The organism is Meiothermus cerbereus (assembly GCF_051297115.1).
Classification (GTDB): Bacteria; Deinococcota; Deinococci; order Deinococcales; family Thermaceae; genus Meiothermus; species Meiothermus cerbereus_A.
In genome coordinates this window covers 1-13,475 of sequence record NZ_JBEVAL010000070.1, presented here as the reverse complement: position 1 = coordinate 13,475, position 13,475 = coordinate 1, and the positions used below count along the sequence as shown (strand labels likewise).

Annotated in this window: 13 protein-coding genes and 1 tRNA gene; 13 read left to right on the top strand and 1 reads right to left on the bottom strand. The window is 58.1% G+C overall.

Annotation, left to right across the window (positions count from 1 at the left end):
* The first annotated feature begins 280 nt into the window (after positions 1-280).
* The 9 genes from ABWU19_RS12105 to ABWU19_RS12065 all read left to right on the top strand — a co-directional run bounded on the left by ABWU19_RS12105 (position 281) and on the right by ABWU19_RS12065 (position 8,599).
* Complete coding sequence (locus tag ABWU19_RS12105) at positions 281-1,240, top strand: L-threonine 3-dehydrogenase (RefSeq protein WP_435901939.1); 960 nt, start codon at positions 281-283, stop codon at positions 1,238-1,240.
* 2 nt (positions 1,241-1,242) lie between these two features.
* A complete protein-coding gene (locus ABWU19_RS12100) occupies positions 1,243-2,481 on the top strand; it encodes an aminotransferase class I/II-fold pyridoxal phosphate-dependent enzyme (RefSeq protein WP_435901938.1) in 1,239 nt (412 codons plus the stop codon).
* 137 nt (positions 2,482-2,618) lie between these two features.
* Positions 2,619-2,840, top strand: a complete 222-nt coding sequence (locus tag ABWU19_RS12095; RefSeq protein ID WP_435901937.1) for a glutaredoxin family protein — start codon at positions 2,619-2,621, stop codon at positions 2,838-2,840.
* Between the two features lie 13 nt (positions 2,841-2,853).
* On the top strand, positions 2,854-3,765 hold the full coding sequence (gene lgt / locus ABWU19_RS12090; RefSeq protein WP_435901936.1) for a prolipoprotein diacylglyceryl transferase: 912 nt from the start codon (positions 2,854-2,856) through the stop codon (positions 3,763-3,765).
* 52 nt (positions 3,766-3,817) lie between these two features.
* Positions 3,818-5,197: a bifunctional UDP-N-acetylglucosamine diphosphorylase/glucosamine-1-phosphate N-acetyltransferase GlmU gene (glmU, locus tag ABWU19_RS12085; RefSeq protein ID WP_435901935.1), complete on the top strand. Its 1,380-nt coding sequence runs from the start codon at positions 3,818-3,820 to the stop codon at positions 5,195-5,197.
* A gap of 140 nt (positions 5,198-5,337) precedes the next feature.
* A complete protein-coding gene (locus ABWU19_RS12080) occupies positions 5,338-5,592 on the top strand; it encodes a Sec-independent protein translocase subunit TatA/TatB (RefSeq protein WP_435901934.1) in 255 nt (84 codons plus the stop codon).
* 11 nt (positions 5,593-5,603) lie between these two features.
* Positions 5,604-6,356: a twin-arginine translocase subunit TatC gene (tatC, locus tag ABWU19_RS12075; protein WP_435901933.1), complete on the top strand. Its 753-nt coding sequence runs from the start codon at positions 5,604-5,606 to the stop codon at positions 6,354-6,356.
* A 108-nt stretch (positions 6,357-6,464) separates the two neighbouring features.
* A complete protein-coding gene (locus tag ABWU19_RS12070; protein WP_435901932.1) occupies positions 6,465-7,550 on the top strand; it encodes a bifunctional 3-deoxy-7-phosphoheptulonate synthase/chorismate mutase in 1,086 nt (361 codons plus the stop codon).
* Between the two features lie 80 nt (positions 7,551-7,630).
* Positions 7,631-8,599, top strand: a complete 969-nt coding sequence (locus ABWU19_RS12065; protein WP_435901931.1) for a 4Fe-4S dicluster domain-containing protein — start codon at positions 7,631-7,633, stop codon at positions 8,597-8,599.
* A gap of 342 nt (positions 8,600-8,941) precedes the next feature.
* On the opposite strand, the gene ABWU19_RS12060 is transcribed toward ABWU19_RS12065, so the two are convergent.
* The gene (locus tag ABWU19_RS12060) at positions 8,942-9,412 is read right to left on the bottom strand and encodes an Lrp/AsnC family transcriptional regulator (protein ID WP_435901930.1); all 471 of its coding nucleotides are present in this window, start codon (positions 9,410-9,412) and stop codon (positions 8,942-8,944) included.
* A gap of 126 nt (positions 9,413-9,538) precedes the next feature.
* On the opposite strand from ABWU19_RS12060, the gene ABWU19_RS12055 reads away from it, so the two are divergent.
* The 4 genes from ABWU19_RS12055 (at position 9,539) to ABWU19_RS12040 (ending at position 13,100) form a co-directional block, all read left to right on the top strand.
* Positions 9,539-9,889: a hypothetical protein gene (locus tag ABWU19_RS12055; RefSeq protein WP_435901929.1), complete on the top strand. Its 351-nt coding sequence runs from the start codon at positions 9,539-9,541 to the stop codon at positions 9,887-9,889.
* Positions 9,890-10,072: 183 nt separating this feature from the next.
* Positions 10,073-10,146, top strand: a tRNA-Gln gene (locus ABWU19_RS12050).
* Positions 10,147-10,371: 225 nt separating this feature from the next.
* Entirely contained in the window at positions 10,372-10,764 is a 393-nt protein-coding gene (locus ABWU19_RS12045) for a response regulator (RefSeq protein ID WP_435901928.1), read from the top strand.
* 89 nt (positions 10,765-10,853) lie between these two features.
* A complete protein-coding gene (locus ABWU19_RS12040; RefSeq protein ID WP_435901927.1) occupies positions 10,854-13,100 on the top strand; it encodes a transglycosylase domain-containing protein in 2,247 nt (748 codons plus the stop codon).
* Positions 13,101-13,475 lie beyond the last annotated feature (375 nt).

The window sequence follows — 13,475 nt, the reverse complement described above, 5'->3', positions numbered from 1 at the left end:
CCGGGTGAACCTCATCTTGCTGGTGCACAACCTCATTCGCAGTCGGGTACTCCTGAAGATGGCTGGGGTGGAGCTATGAGGTAGCACACGAAGGCATTTGAGCTGCGCCATCTTTGGTTCTGCCCAGGATCAGCGCAGGGCCTGTTGGAAAATGGTGTTTGGCACGATGCTTGCCGAAGTGCAGCCCGGCCTTGGTGACAAAAAATAGCTGGAAACACTTATACTGGCTCCCGCTGCGTGGGCAGTAAGTCCCGCCAAGGAAGAACTAACATAGGTGTGTATGCTCAAAGTTTTGGTTACTGGTGCGTTGGGTCAGGTGGGTTCTGAGCTGGTTCCGGCTTTGCGTCGCTTTTACGGAACCGAACAGGTTTTGGCAACCGATATTCGGGGTGCGCCAGCAGAACATCCTTCGCTGGGTGGTCCGTATGAGCAACTGGACTGTACCAACGGAAATGCCTTGCGGGAACTGCTCGAGCGCCACCGCGTCAAGGTGGTCTATCACCTGGCGGCCATCCTTTCGGCCCGGGCCGAGGCCGATCCCCAGCTGGCCTGGCGGGTGAATATGGAGGGCCTTTACAACGTGCTGGAGGCTGCACGGCAGATCAATGCCCAGGTTTTCGTTCCTAGCTCGATTGCGGCCTTTGGCCCAAACACGCCCCAGGACCACACACCCCAGGACACCATCCAGCGGCCCAATACCCTCTATGGCGTGACCAAGGTAGCAGGAGAGCTGTTGTGTGATTACTATGCGCTACGTTTTGGCCTGGATGTTCGGGGCTTGCGGTATCCCGGCCTAATTTCCTACACCGCACACCCAGGTGGGGGCACCACCGACTACGCGGTGGAGATTTTTCATCATGCGCTGCGCCACAACCAGTACACCTCTTTCCTGGGGCCCGATACCCGGCTACCCATGATGTACATGCCTGACGCAATACGGGCTACCCTCGAGCTTATGCAGGCCGACCCAGCCCGGCTTCGCCACCGCAATGCCTTCAACATCATGGCTTTTAGCTGCACCCCTGCCGAGCTGGCCGCCGAAATCCAGAAACACCGACCTGGTTTCAAAATGCACTATGCCGTGGATCCCCTTCGCCAGGCCATCGCGGAATCCTGGCCACGCACCCTGGACGACAGCGCCGCCAGAGAGGAGTGGGGATGGCAGCCGCACTATGACCTGGCTGGCATGACCGCAGACATGCTGGAAAAACTAGCCGAACGTGCCCTGAAGGAGGTCTGAGTATGCCTTTGAACCGCCTGAGTGCTGTGTTGCGTCAGAGCGTGGAAACCCTGGAGCAAGAAGGCCGTCGCAAGGGCCACGAAACTATTGTGGTGGGGGTATTGCCACCCCAGGGCGATCGGGGGCCGCGCTACTTGCTGCAAGGCTATGGCGATAAACCTTTTATCCGCATGAACTCCAACAGTTACCTGGGGCTATCCAGCCATCCGGCCCTCAAAAAAGCCGAGGAGGAAGCCATTGAACGCTTTGGTGTGGGGCCGGGTGCGGTGCGTTTTATTAGCGGCACCTATGCGCCGCACGTAGAGCTGGAAGGCCACCTGGCTGCTTTCCATGGGCGTGAGGCGGCCATGATTTTTTCCTCGGCCTATGCCACCGTACTCAGCGTGGTGGTGCCGCTTACCACCGACCAAACGGTGCTCATCAGCGATGAGCTTAACCACAACTGCATCATCAACGCGGTGCGCCTGGCGCGGCCTCTGGAGAAGTTGATTTACAAGCACCTCGACCTTAATAACCTCGAGCAAGCCCTGCAAAAGGCCGCAGCTTTGGGGGCCCGGCGGGTTCTGGTGATTACCGACGGGGTCTTCAGTATGCGTGGCTCGCACGCTCCGCTGGCAGAAATTGCGCGGCTGGTAGAACAGTACGATGAGCGGTTTGCGGAAAACGCCATTCTGATTGTGGACGACTCCCACGGGGTGGGTGCGTTTGGCGCTACGGGTCGTGGCACAGAAGAGTACACCGCCGCGCAAGCCGACGTTTTGATTGGAACCCTAGGTAAAGCCTTTGGGGTGAATGGGGGATATGTGGTGGGCGCAGCAGACCTGATTGCTTATTTGCGCGAAACCTCCCCCATGTACATCTACTCCAATCCCATTACGCCGGGCGAAGCTGCCGCCGCGGTGGCTGCCTTAAAGCTGATACAGGCCCCAGAAGGTCAGCAGCGCCTGCAGCACCTGGCCGCTATGGCCGAGCGTTTTCGCCAGGGCCTTCTGAGCCTGGGATACGCGTCTTTTCCCGGAGCACACCCGGTAGTTCCGCTGCTCTTGCGCGATGCAGCCCGTACAAATCGTCTGGTGGGCTTTCTGCGGGAACAGGGGGTTTTGGCTACTGCCATTGTGTACCCGGTGGTGCCCAAAGGCGAAGCTTCCATCCGATTCCAGATTTCTGCCGAACACACCCAGCGCGATGTGGACGAGGTGCTGGGCATTTTACAGGCTGCCAGGCAAAGCGGCCTGAGTTGATGGGTAGTATTCCAGGGTTTGCGCTGTTAGATGCGCAGCTAATGAGCAGTAAGAAGCTTTGGTTGGGTCGGCATATGCACTGTGCTCTATCAGGCGTGTTCGGGTTTCTGCTTATGCGGGCTATACTTGTTTGACAGATGGGCTATGTGCTGATCAGTCGAAAAGGTTGCCGCCTCTGCGAGGAAGCCGAGGCGCTGTTGGCAGCGCAGGGTATTGCCTATACTTTTCAGGACGTAGACGCTGACGAAAATCTCAAAAAGCTATATACCTTCCGGGTTCCGGTTCTCCTGCGCGAGGGCCGGGTGCTGCTCGAGGGCAAGTTTACCCTCGAGCGCCTATCCAAGAAGCTATCGTTATGACTGGAGGCTTTGAATGGATCCAATTCTAATCGAAATCGGTTCGCTGCAAATACGCTGGTATGGGCTGTTCCTGGTACTGGCTATTTTCGCATCTTTTGAAATTGCCAAGCGTATTCTAAAGGGCTGGGGTTTTGACCCCGACCGATTCGAGCATATTGCCTTTTGGGCTGTTATCTGGGGTGTAATTGGGGCCCGCCTGGGATACGTTCTTACAAGTCCGGGCGATTTCAGCAGCAACCCCATTTCGGCCATCTACATCTGGCAGGGTGGCCTTTCTTTTCACGGGGCTATCATTGGGGGTCTAATTCCATTTATTTACCACTACTACCGCAGCAAAATCCCGGTCTGGGCCTACCTGGACGCGGTGGTGCCGGGTATTGCAGTTGGCATTGTGGCAGGTCGCCTGGGCAACATCATGAACGGCTCCGATACCGTGGGCCGACTGACCAACTGGCCCATCGGGTTTACCTGGCCTGCCTCGGCTAGCGGTTTTCCGGGTGTTTGCCCAGGCATCAACGACATCAGCGAGGTGCTGCGCTGTGCCCCGGAGGCGCTGGTACGCGGCCCAGTTCACTTTACCCAGTTGTACGGGGCCCTGATTGGGCTGGTCCTGTTGCTGCTTTCGATCTACTGGCTAAGGCAGAACCGAGCCTATGGCTATGTGTTTTGGCAGTTTGTTTTGTGGTACAGCGTTTTGCGATCGGTCTTCGAGGAAACCTTCCGACTCAACCCGCTGTGGATTAAGGTTTACGTTAACGAGCAAGCAGGTATTGGCCTTTTCACCGCAACCCAGATAATCTCTATCCCCCTCATCGCCTTGGCCATCTTTTTCTTAATGCGCTGGAAGGGGGCACGCGAAAATCCGCCTGCCGCTGCTTCGGTAGGGTCTTCGGCCAGGCCCAGCACACCTGGAAAAAAACGCTAGACTACTGGGTTTTGGTCGCGCCTTTCGCATTTGGCAATACAATCGGAGTGATATGGCACATGCTGTAGTGATTCTCGCGGCGGGTCTGGGAACCCGCATGAAATCAAGGCTACCAAAAGTTCTACATCCCCTGCTGGGCAAACCGCTGGTGGGGTATTGCATCGATACCGCTTTTGCCAGTGGAGCCGAAAAAGTGGTGGTGGTCATAGGCCATGGGGCCGAACAGGTACGCCAGGCCTTCGAAGGCTACTCGAACCTTAGCTTTGTGGTACAGGAGCAGCAATTGGGCACGGCCCATGCCCTGGCCCAGGCAGAGCCAGTTTTGCAGGGTTTTCAGGGCCCCATTGTGGTAACCCAGGGCGATACACCCCTTACCCAGCTCGAGACCCTGACCGGATTGGTGAGCACCATGCAGGCCGAGGGGGCAGGAATGGCCATGCTCACCATGCACCTTGACGACCCCACCGGCTATGGCCGTATCCTGCGCGATGAACACGGTCAGATTCTCGGCAACGTCGAGCAAAAAGACGCTACTCCAGAGCAAAGGGCAATTAAGGAGATCAACCCTGGGGTGTACTGTTTCGATGCCAGCCTCTGGGAAAAACTAAAGCTGGTGGACAACCGCAATGCCGCAGGGGAGTACTACCTACCCGACCTGATTCGCATCTACCGCGAGGCCGGTCAAAAAATCGCCTCCATTGAGTCCAGGGATACGGGTGAGCTTTTGGGCGTTAATTCCCGTGCCCAGCTGGCCCAGGTGGAGCAGGTGCTGCTACAGCGCTTGCGTACCCACTGGATGGCTCAAGGGGTGCGGATGATCCAGCCCGAGACCATCTACATTGAGCCCACGGTCGAGCTGGCCCCCGATGTTACCTTGTGGCCGGGGGTAATTTTGCGAGGTAAAACCCGACTGGGTGAGGGGGTCGAGGTTGGAGCTTACGCGGTGTTGAGCGATACCGTGGTAGAGCGGGGAGGGAAGATCAAGTCCCATACGGTTTGCGAAGAGGCCTACGTAGCGAGTGGCGCCGACGCAGGGCCTTTCGCACGGCTGCGCCCCAAAGCCTTTTTGGATGAAGGCGCCCACGTGGGCAACTTCGTTGAGCTCAAGAATGCCCGCCTGGGTAAGCGGGCCAAGGCCGGACACCTGGCTTATCTCGGCGATGCCGAGGTGGGGGAGGAATCCAACATCGGGGCTGGGGTCATTACGGCCAACTATGACGGCCAGCACAAGCACAAAACCACCATTGGTAAGCGGGTGTTTGTGGGTTCTAACAGTGTTTTGATTGCCCCGGTTACGCTTGCTGACCATTCTTTTATTGCTGGGGGAAGCAGCATCAACCAGGACGTGCCCGAGGGTGCGCTCGCCATTGCCCGTGGGCGGCAACGCAACATCGAAGACTACGTTAAGCGCAAGCGGGGCCAGAGCCAGTAAAGCGCAAACTTTCCCGGCCATTTTGGCCTCTTCCTGTGCTATCGCCAGGAGAAACCTGCACCCGAGGGTGCCTCTTATGCGGTGGCCCGGCTTTCAGATGGGTTTCAGGGTAGCGAGTAAACTGTACGTAGGAGATTGCCATGAACCTTGGAATGACAGAAATCCTGATCATCTTGTTGATCGCCTTGCTGCTTTTTGGCCCCCGCAAGCTGCCTGAGCTGGGGCGCAGCCTGGGCCAGAGTATCCGCGAGTTTCAACGCGGCGCTAAGAACATCCGCGAGGAGTTTGAAAAAGCTGCTGATGTGCAGGAGTTAAAAGAGATCAAAGAAGAGATCAGCAAGCCTCTGGAGGAACTCAGAAAGCCCCTCGAGGTCAAGGAAGAACCTAAGTCCTAGTGGGGGTTGCCATGCGTGAAGCCCCTTTGATGGAACACCTGGAGGAACTGCGCAACCGCCTAATCTGGGCCATAGTCTCCTGGGCGGTGATGACCGCGGTGGCCTTTACCTTTCGTGTACAGATCCTCGAGGCCCTGCGGCGGCCCCTGGACGCCTACAACAAAAGCGCCTCGCTCAAAGCCGAGCTGATTGTCCTCAATATCACCGAACCCTTCCTTACTGCTTTTAAGGTAGCGGCCTTTGGTGGATTGGCCCTGGCGCTGCCCTTTATTGTTTACCAGATCTGGGCCTTCATTGCCCCCGGTCTGTATCCCCACGAGCGCAGGCTGGCGATTCCATTCATCCTGGGAGCGGGTTTTAGCTTTGCCCTGGGCGCGCTGTTCGCTTATTTTGTGCTGCTGCCTTTTGCCGTGCCGTTCTTGCTGGGTTTTTTGGGGGACGTGGTTACGCCGCAAATCTCCATTGGCATGTATATGGGTCAGGTGGTTACCTTCCTGGCCGTAATGGGTATCCTCTTTGAGATGCCGGTGGTGAGCTTCCTTCTGGCTAAGCTGGGGATGCTCTCCAGCCGCTTCCTGATCAGCAACTGGCGCATTGCGGTGGTCTTGCTGATTACCCTGGCAGCCCTGATAACCCCGACTGTAGATGTGGTCAACCTGAGCCTGGTTTCTATTCCCCTGATGGTGCTTTATGGCTTCTCAATTCTGCTGGTCAAGTGGGCTGAGCGGGGGCGCCCTAAAGAGGTTGAGACCAGCCCGGTCTGAGCTTGTCGGAACCTTTACTGGCATCACCCCACCAGCCGATGCGGCGATGGGTTGGGTGTATGAGGCGGGCTTGCCTCAAAGGAGCTGGCTTGGTATACCATTGTGTTCATGGACCAGCGAATCGTAGACTTGCGCAAAGAAGTAGACCGCATCAACCGGGAACTGCTCCGCTTGCTTTCCGAAAGGGGCCGGTTGGTGAGTGAGATTGGGCGGGTTCAAACTGAGGTGGGCATGCCCCACTACGACCCCAAGCGAGAGGAGGAGATGCTGGCCTACCTGACCCGGGAGAACCCTGGTCCCTACCCAGCCGAGACCATCAAGCGGCTGTTCAAGGAAATTTTCAAGGCCTCCCTTGACCTGGAGGAAGAGCAAGACCAGCAAAAATTCCTTTATTCCCGTCAGGTAAAACCCGAAGACACCACGGTTAAAGTAGGGGATGTGGTCTTTGGCCGGGGCAAGGTGCTGGTGGCCGGGCCTTGCTCCATAGAGTCGGAAGAGCAGATGTTCACTACGGCCAGGTTTTTGGCGGCGCACGGGGTCAAGGTATTGCGTGGTGGTGCTTACAAACCCCGTACCTCGCCATACGGTTTTCAGGGCATGGGGGAGCCTGCCCTGAAACTTGGGCGGGCGGCTGCGGATGCCAACGGCATGGTCTTCTTGACCGAGGTGATGGACACCCGCGACGTGGAGCTGGTGGCCCAGTATGCCGACATTCTGCAGGTGGGCACCCGCAACGCGCAAAACTTTGCCCTGCTGCGTGAGGTGGGCAGAGCCAACAAGCCGGTCTTGCTCAAGCGGGGCTTTGCTCAGACCATTGAAGAGTGGTTCTATAGTGCGGAATACATCCTCTCGCAGGGCAATTCCGAGGTAATCATGTGTGAGCGGGGAATCCGCACCTACGAAAAATGGACCCGCAATACCCTCGACCTTTCGGCGGCCGTGCTGGCCAAGCAGCTAACCCACCTGCCGGTGATTGTGGATGTAACCCATGCGGCCGGGCGGCGGGATTTGCTGGCCCCGCTGGCTCGAGCGGCCCTGGCGGCTGGCCTCGATGGGGTTCACATTGAGGTACACCCCAACCCCAAAGTGGCCCTTTCCGATAACGAACAGCAGCTCGACTTTGCCCAGTTCGAACAGTTCCTGCAGGCCATTGCCGACCTGATGCCAGAGGCGGCCTCGAGCTCTCCTGCTTGAAGCTCCGCCAGTGCGAACCAGGTGGCTGAAATGTCAGTTTTGTCCCTCCTCGCTACCCATTACCCTGTAGGCTGTTTGTTGTGGGATTGCTCGATAACCTCGTAGGCGCTTTTCTCAAACTAACCGACCCCACCCCGGAATACACCGGGCCGCGCTGCTTGCTCGAGCGCAATAGTGTGGGCGGGTGCGATAAATGTCAGCAGGTCTGCCCGCACCAGGCCATCAACCTGCAAAACTTTACCGTCGCGATAGATGAGGTGAGCTGCACCAGCTGTGGGCTCTGTACCGTCGTTTGTCCGGGCATAGCGCTGGAGTTTCCACTTGGCCCAATCCAGGAGAAGCTGCACCGGGGCCAGGGACAGCTTCGCTGCTCCAAAGCGCCCGGTGCGGGTGACGAAATCCATTGCCTGGGCCAGCTTACGCCTGGGGTTTTGGCCGAGGCGGCCTCTCGCTATGGTTCGCTCAAGCTGGCCCACGGCGACTGCCAAAGCTGCAAGATTGGCGGCCCTACCGTTCCAGAGCGGGTGCAGTGGGCGGTGCAGGAAGCAAAGAGGTATTTCCCAGGGCTCGAGGTGCATATGCAGCAGGAGGCCTTACGTGGGGCCGAGGTGGGCCGGCGGGAGTTTTTTGGGGCGATGTTTGGCGGGGCCAAGCGCTCGGCTGCCGAGCTGGTGCCCAACCTGCCCCTGCCACCAGCGGAACCCTACGAGGACAAGCGGGGCGATCTGCCCGCAGAGCTGCGTTTGCGTAAAGTGGCCGCTTACCGAGCCCCGGCTGTACAGTGGACGCGCATTGCGGTGGCAGAAGGGTGTACGCTATGCCCGGTTTGCACCAACGTTTGCCCCACCAAGGCAGTCGAGCGTGAACGCGATAGCGCAGGGGGCGAAGAGTACGTCTTGAAGCTAAACGTGTCGGCCTGTACGGGATGCCGGGCCTGTGTGGAAAGCTGCCCGCCTCAGGTAATTTCGCTTGTAGAGGCCAGCCGGGAAGAAGTTTTGGGTGAGCCCATCGAGCTATTTCGCGGAACGCCACCCTGGTACGACCTGTAATACCGGCTCCACAAAGCTTCTCATCTATCGCTTTGAAGCTCAGTGCACACCCCTCGCTCAGTTCGGTGAAAGAGCGTCGCCCGCCCTGAAAGAGACCTCCCAGGGGCGCGCGGAGTACACTCCGTCCCGAAGGGTATCGTCCCGTTGGTCGGGCTGTACAGCTACCACTAGCCGAGACTGTTCAGCCAAACTCGGTATAGCGCACTCTTCACAGGCGTGGCCTCTCATTCGGGAGGCCACTGTCCTGTGCTGGAGGCAGCAGTAAAGCTGTGGGCTATGAAGAGCGCTCTAAGTTTCAACCGCCAGGAAGGGGCTGATGCGCTCGATGCGGCTGGGATTCACCTATAAAGCAGCTTGCTCCTTGCTAAGGACGCGAAAGGCGACCGGCTTGGAAAGCACCAGGGCGGTGGTGGTGGTTCCGTACACACCCAGTTTTTGGTTGAGCACCTGCTCGAGCTCCTGTACGGAGCGAAATACTGCTCGAATCAGGTAGCCATCACGGCCCGTCAGGTTCCAGAACTCGAGCACATTGGGTAGCTGAGCAATGTAACGGATGGCCGCATCGTGGTTGCTGTGGGTTATTTCGGCCCGAATAAAGACCTCGAGGGTGTAGCCCAGCCTGCCAGGGTCTACCTCGGCCCGGTAGCCCCGGATGACCCCAGCTTCCTCCATCCGGCGCACCCGCTCGGCAACAGCAGGAGCCGACAACCCCACCTGACGGCCAATCTCGCTGAAGGGCAGGCGGGCGTTTTGCTGGAGCAGCTCGAGGATCTTCCAGGAGGTTCCGTCAAGATATTTGGAATCAATAGCCATATGCAAAGTTTACTTTAGTTTTGCTTGCTACAAGCCAGCTTTTCTTTTGCTTTGCCATTCCCATTCGCCCATGTGCCTACTACCATTAAGACATCGGCTCGAGCCGAGCCGATCGGGGAGAACCATATGAAACACGCCCTTAACGCTAAAACTCTGGAGCAAAGCGCCCTCACCGCCCTGGCCCTGTTTGTGCAAAAGCAAGGTAACCAGCAAGACTGGCTGGTAGACCGGCATTTTGTGACTGAGCATTTAATTCCAACGTTGCTTTACCGCTTGCAGGCCCACCTTCCCATCAAAGCCGACGAGCTTGTAGAGCTATGGGCTGAACACCTGGGTTTGTCCGAAGCCCTGTTGGCGGCCTGGCGACCCCAGCTCGAGCCCTTCTTTGCCGAATACCTGAGGCTGCTGGCCCTCGAGTTGCGGGCCCACACGCAAAATCCGCGCCTGCTGAACCGAATGCTGAGTTGCACCGGCTAGTGTGCTGCCTGGCTGGCAGCCCTGAGGAACCCGCACAATGTTTTTTTCCGGGAAGCCTCGCCGGGTACAGACACTCATTTTTGGCGGGTTTGACACAAGGCGGCTAGACCCCTAAAATACCGATTGCTGTCCTGCGGGTTTCGCAGCGCCACAGGTGCGCGAATCCAAGTGACCGCTCCACGCTGGGGCATCGTCTAATGGCAGGACAACGGTCTTTGGAACCGTCGGTCGTGGTTCGAGTCCACGTGCCCCAGCCAGCTTCAGCACGAGAGAAACCGAGGGTGCGCTGCCTTCGGTTTCTCTCGTTTTACGGTGATTTTACGGTTAGTGGATTCAGGCCTTGGCACGCTGGGTGTCCGGGTTAGATTTGGCCGCTGTTTTATTGTACTGGTCTGTGCAATGCCGAGCCCCCTGAGGTTTTCTAGCATAACTGTGACATTTGAGCTTGGAGCTGGCTTTTTGTCTGGTACTATCTAGGCTGTATGGCGGAAGCAGTGCCCAATAATAAAGTGTTGGTAGTTACCTCGAGCCAGACCCTGCGGGCCTTGCTTGAAATGGCTATCGAAGAGCAGGGTATTGAAGCCCAATTTTACGAGAAAGCCAAAGACGGCCTGGATTATCTCAAAGCCCATACCCCGCGCGCGATTGTGCTGGACGACGCAATAGAGATTGACCCCTTTTCCATTGCTTCCCGCCTGAAAATGAGCCGCCGACTGCGGGAAGTGCCGGTCGTGCTCTTCATTGCCGATAACGACGAACGAGCCAAGCTAACTGCCGAGTTTGCCAGGGTGGAGCACGTTCTTTCTAAGCCGGTGGACCGCAAGGTTTTCTCCAACATTCTGCGTAATCTGCCACAGCAGCAAGCCAGCATTTAGAGCGGTTCCCGCGAATACCTAGGCTGTGGTATTGGGCCAGGCCTGTTGCTCTTACAAACCCTCTAATCAATACTGCTAGACTGAAGCGCGTGCGTAGATTGCTCCGGATTTTGCGGGTGGTGCTGTTTGCGGGGTTCCTGGGAGCGCTGGGGGCCGCAGGGTATGTGTCCTGGTTGCTGCTGCGCGACCTGCCGAGCCTCGAGACCCTCGAGGACTTGCGTTTTACGGCAACCTCAACATTTTTTACCCGCGATGGAATACCCATCGCTGACCTGGCCTCGGTGGAGGACGGACGGGCCATTGCCCGGCAACTGGTACGGCTTTCCGAGGTATCGCCAGCGGCAGTGGTGGCGGTGGTGGTCTCGGAGGATCAGCGTTTTTTCAGACATTACGGCATCGACTTTATCCGGCTGGTGGGGGGCTTGTACTACTCCCTGCGCGGCGACCTGCAGGGCGGCTCCACCATCACCACCCAGGTGGTTAAGAACACCTTGCTGCGCGATCTGGCGCTCGAGCGCCGTGGTATTAGCGGCCTCGAGCGTAAGCTAAAAGAGTTCCCCCTGGCCATCCAGATTGAGCGACGCTACTCCAAAGAAGAAATTTTGGAGATGTACCTCAACGTGGTTCCCTGGGGCGGCAACGCCCAGGGAATCTGGGCGGCTGCCCAGGCCTATTTTGGCAAAGAACCTTCCGAGCTAAACCTGGCCGAAGGGGCTTACCTGGCAGTTCTGATTCCTGCGCCCAACACCCGCTACCTGGACTACGCCTCGACCCGCCGCCGCATGAAAGTTTTGCTGGACAATATGGTTTCGGAGGGCTGGGTAAGCCAGGCCGAAGCCGATGCAGCCTGGCGCTACAAGCTGGTACCCAAGGGCTGGGAAGTGGCCTACGACGAGAACGGCAACCTGAAAACGGCCAGGCTGGCTGACCCCAGCGTGCGCATTGTGCCCGAGCGGAACGTGCGCCTGGCCCCTTATTTCGTATATGAAGTACAGCGTTACCTGAAGGAAAAAATTGGTGCTGAAAAACTGCGCGACCAGGGGGGGTTGCGCATCATCACCACCCTTGATCTCAAGATGCAGACTGCTGCCGAAAAGGCGGTGGTGGGCCGTCGCCTGCCAGACCAGGCACAGCTGGCCCTGGTGGGCCTCGAGCCCAACTCGGGTGAGGTGTTGGCCATGGTGGGGGCGCGCCCTGGCACCGAAGGGGAGTTTAACCGGGCCACCCAGGCCTGGCGCAGCCCCGGCTCGGCCATTAAGCCATTTACCTATGGTGTGGCTTTAGAGGCTGGCTGGACGCAGGCCACCACCGTCCGCGACTCGCCGGTGGAGTACCCCACACCCAGGGGTGTATGGCGGCCAAAAAACTTTGATGGCCGCTACCTCGACCGCCCGGTCAGCATCCGGTATGCCCTGGACAGATCTTTGAACCTGCCTGCCATCCGTACTGCAGAGGCCATTGGGGTGCAGCGCTTAGGCGATAAGTTGCGGGCCGCAGGTTTTCGCCTGACTGGAAATATGGCGGTGCTGGCTAACTCAATTGGCGGAGGCGCCGAAATTACCCCCATGGGCCTGGCGGCGGCTTATGCCAGCTTTGTTAACGGTGGCTACCGGGTTGAGCCACAGCTTGTGCTTAGGGTAGAGGACAGCAATGGCCGCATCATCTTTCAGCCCGAACCCAAAAAAGTATTGCTCTGGACGCCACAGGTGGCCTATCAAATTTGGGACATGCTCAAAGGTTACGTCTACGATGTACCGCCTGGCTTCCGCTCGAGCCTGGCCTCTGAGGCACGCATTCCCGGGCGTATTGTTGGGGGCAAGACTGGAACCAGCGATGACGCCATCGACCTGTGGTTCGCAGGGGCCACACGGGGCCTGGTGGCTACCCTCTGGATAGGCCGCGACGACCATAAGCCGCAGCGTATGGGCGGTGTGGAGCCGAGCAGCTCGATGGTGAACCCCCCTATATGGCGTGACTTTGTGGAGCAGGCCCTGCGGGGCCGTCCTGCTGGTGATTTTCCGCAGCCTTCTGGGCTGGTTCAGGCCACATTCGATCTGCTGACCGGCAACATTAGTTCCAGTGGGGTTGCAGCGCTTTTCCCTGCCCATCAAGTGCAACGCCTCGAGGCCCCCAGGAGCCAACCCGCCGTGCTCGATACCCCGCCACAACCCACCTATATTGCCCGCCCAGGCCCTGCGGTGGCTTCTAGCCGGGTCTACCTGACCATTGCTGTGGACCGCCTGACCAACTGCCTGGCGTCTCCTCAGACCCCTACTGAACGGGTGGCCTGGCTACAGGTGCCGGATGGTCGTCTCGGCGAATACCAGTGCAACTGATATATGCGGCAACTGTGCAGGGCAAAGCAATCAAGCTGTGAGCAGCTCAATTCTGCCCTGGCGCAACTTAATACCAGATTCGGTTAGTTCGTCACCGTTGGGTGACGAACTAACCCGCCAACGGGATACGCTGTTTTCGCTGAGCGCAGCGAGGGGTGTACTCTAGGATTCAAAAAGATAGCCTCGATCGAGAAAATAGCCCAGGGGCATTTATGCACCCACTTGTATTGGGTGATGCGCCCTATGCACCTCATCCCCCCAGAAATCCAGGAATTGGGTTTTGCACGACGCAGCGCCAGGTGTACTCGGACAAACACAAGTGAGACTCTGAGCGAAGCAAAATAGGGGAACCACTTCTGGCAGAGGAGGTTCCCC

Excerpts from the sequence above, each read along its gene's own strand:
- lgt (WP_435901936.1), top strand. The coding sequence starts at position 2,854 with ATGGATCCAATTCTAATCGAAATCGGTTCGCTGCAAATACGCTGGTAT.
- ABWU19_RS12100 (WP_435901938.1), top strand. The coding sequence starts at position 1,243 with ATGCCTTTGAACCGCCTGAGTGCTGTGTTGCGTCAGAGCGTGGAAACC.
- ABWU19_RS12070 (WP_435901932.1), top strand. The coding sequence starts at position 6,465 with ATGGACCAGCGAATCGTAGACTTGCGCAAAGAAGTAGACCGCATCAAC.
- ABWU19_RS12105 (WP_435901939.1), top strand. The coding sequence starts at position 281 with ATGCTCAAAGTTTTGGTTACTGGTGCGTTGGGTCAGGTGGGTTCTGAG.
- ABWU19_RS12080 (WP_435901934.1), top strand. The coding sequence starts at position 5,338 with ATGAACCTTGGAATGACAGAAATCCTGATCATCTTGTTGATCGCCTTG.
- glmU (WP_435901935.1), top strand. The coding sequence starts at position 3,818 with ATGGCACATGCTGTAGTGATTCTCGCGGCGGGTCTGGGAACCCGCATG.
- ABWU19_RS12055 (WP_435901929.1), top strand. The coding sequence starts at position 9,539 with ATGAAACACGCCCTTAACGCTAAAACTCTGGAGCAAAGCGCCCTCACC.
- ABWU19_RS12045 (WP_435901928.1), top strand. The coding sequence starts at position 10,372 with ATGGCGGAAGCAGTGCCCAATAATAAAGTGTTGGTAGTTACCTCGAGC.
- tatC (WP_435901933.1), top strand. The coding sequence starts at position 5,604 with ATGCGTGAAGCCCCTTTGATGGAACACCTGGAGGAACTGCGCAACCGC.
- ABWU19_RS12095 (WP_435901937.1), top strand. The coding sequence starts at position 2,619 with ATGGGCTATGTGCTGATCAGTCGAAAAGGTTGCCGCCTCTGCGAGGAA.
- ABWU19_RS12060 (WP_435901930.1), bottom strand. The coding sequence starts at position 9,412 with ATGGCTATTGATTCCAAATATCTTGACGGAACCTCCTGGAAGATCCTC.